Source organism: Mesorhizobium sp. M7A.F.Ca.US.006.04.2.1 (assembly GCF_004022915.1).
In the GTDB taxonomy this organism is placed as follows: Bacteria; Pseudomonadota; Alphaproteobacteria; order Rhizobiales; family Rhizobiaceae; genus Mesorhizobium; species Mesorhizobium ciceri.
This window is the reverse complement of the sequence record NZ_RZQA01001136.1, coordinates 1-1,584: the sequence shown is the minus strand read 5'-3', so window position 1 is coordinate 1,584 and position 1,584 is coordinate 1. Positions and strand designations below refer to the sequence as shown.

General features: G+C 64.2%; 2 protein-coding genes. Both read right to left on the bottom strand.

What is annotated here, in order from left to right; translation table 11 throughout:
• A partial coding sequence (locus EN925_RS35130; RefSeq protein ID WP_206633111.1) for an acetamidase/formamidase family protein occupies window positions 1-469 on the bottom strand: 469 nt, incomplete at its 3' end.
• Window positions 459-1,584, bottom strand: a 1,126-nt coding sequence (locus EN925_RS35125; RefSeq protein WP_164894629.1) for an ABC transporter substrate-binding protein, incomplete at its 5' end; no start/stop codon positions are given. The genes EN925_RS35125 and EN925_RS35130, both read right to left, overlap by 11 nt.

Genomic DNA, 1,584 nt, shown 5'->3' with positions numbered 1-1,584 from the left:
CCACCGAGTGGTGGCCCTTTTCCGCCAGCGCGTTGCCTATGGTGCCGGCGAAGGGTTTCAACGGCACACGCGCATTCTTGCCGAACAGCGCCGGCTCGAGCGAGGCAGCGTCGTATTTCCAGATGTTCAGCGCCGGCTCCTTGAAGTCGTCGGCGAGCAGCCCAAAGCCCGGAATGTTGGCCGTCCAGCCGAAGCCGGACGGCTTGAACATCTCGATCGTCACCTTCAGCGCGTCACCCGGCTCGGCGCCCTCGACGAAGATCGGCCCGGTCACCGGATTGACGGTGGCGAAGTCGAGCTTGGCGACGTCGGCGACCGTGCTGCCGGCCTGCAACTGGCCGCCGGAGGAATCGAGGCACTGGAACTCGATCGTCGAGCCGGGCGCCACCCGCTCGGCCGGGGCAAACGAATTGTCCCAGCCGAAATGATGTTGGCGCCCATGGATGGTGTAGTCGCAGTTATTGCACATCTTTTACGTACACATTGTCGTAGTTGATCGGGATATGAACCGGGTCGACATAGAGGTTGTCGGCGCCGCCCATGCGCGCCGATTTCATGGTGAAGCGCTGCTCGTTGAAGACCGGCGCCCAGGGCGCGTCTTCCATCACCTTGTCGTAGATGGCGCTCCACATCTTGTCGCGTTCGCCTGATTTAGCCGGGTCGACCACCGAGTCGGCCTCGGCCGCCTTGGCGTCGAGATCCTTGTTGCAATACCACGACCAGTTCCAGCCGCCGGGCACCGCACCGGCGCAGCCGAGGATCGGGCCGTAGAAGTTCGACGGATCCGGGAAGTCGGCGATCCAGGCCATGCCGCCGGACCAGATCATCGGTGCGCCGGCCTTGTCGCCGCCGGCGGCAATCACGTTTGCCTGCGCCAGCGACTGGATGCTGGCCTTGATGCCGATCGCCGCCAGATCCTGCTGGATCGCCTGGGCGATGCGCGGGTTGGGATCGGTGTTCATGGCAAACAGCTGTGTCTCGAAGCCGTCGGGGTGGCCAGCCTCTGCGAGCAGCGCCTTGGCCTTGGCGACGTCATAGGGATAGCCCTTGTATTCCTTGTCGTAGCCCGGCATCGACGGCGGCAGCGGCTGGTTGGCCGGCACGGCGCGGCCGTTGATGATCTGGATGACGCGCGCCTTGTTGATCGCCATGTTGACTGCCTGGCGCACCTTAACATTGTCGAACGGCGCCATGGTGGTGTTCATGGTGACATAGCCGGTGTGCAGCTGGCCGCCTTCGACGACGCGTGCCTTCTGCTCGGGATCGGCCATCACCTCCTGGAATTTTGCTGGCGGAATGCCGTCGCCGGGGACGTCGATCTCGCCCTTCTGCAGGCGCAGCAGCGCCACGATCGGCTCCTGGCCGATCTCGAAGGTGATCTTGTCCAGATGCGGCAGGCCCTTGTGCCAGTAGTCCGCATTGCGCTCGAAGACGATGCGCTGGCCGAGCGTCCACTCGGCGAGCTTGAAGGCGCCGGTGCCGACCGGATGCTTGCCGAAATCGGCGCCGTATTTCTCGAGCTGTTGCTTCGGCGCGACATGGGCGAAGTTGATGGCCATCACATGCAGGAAGGTGGCGTCGGGG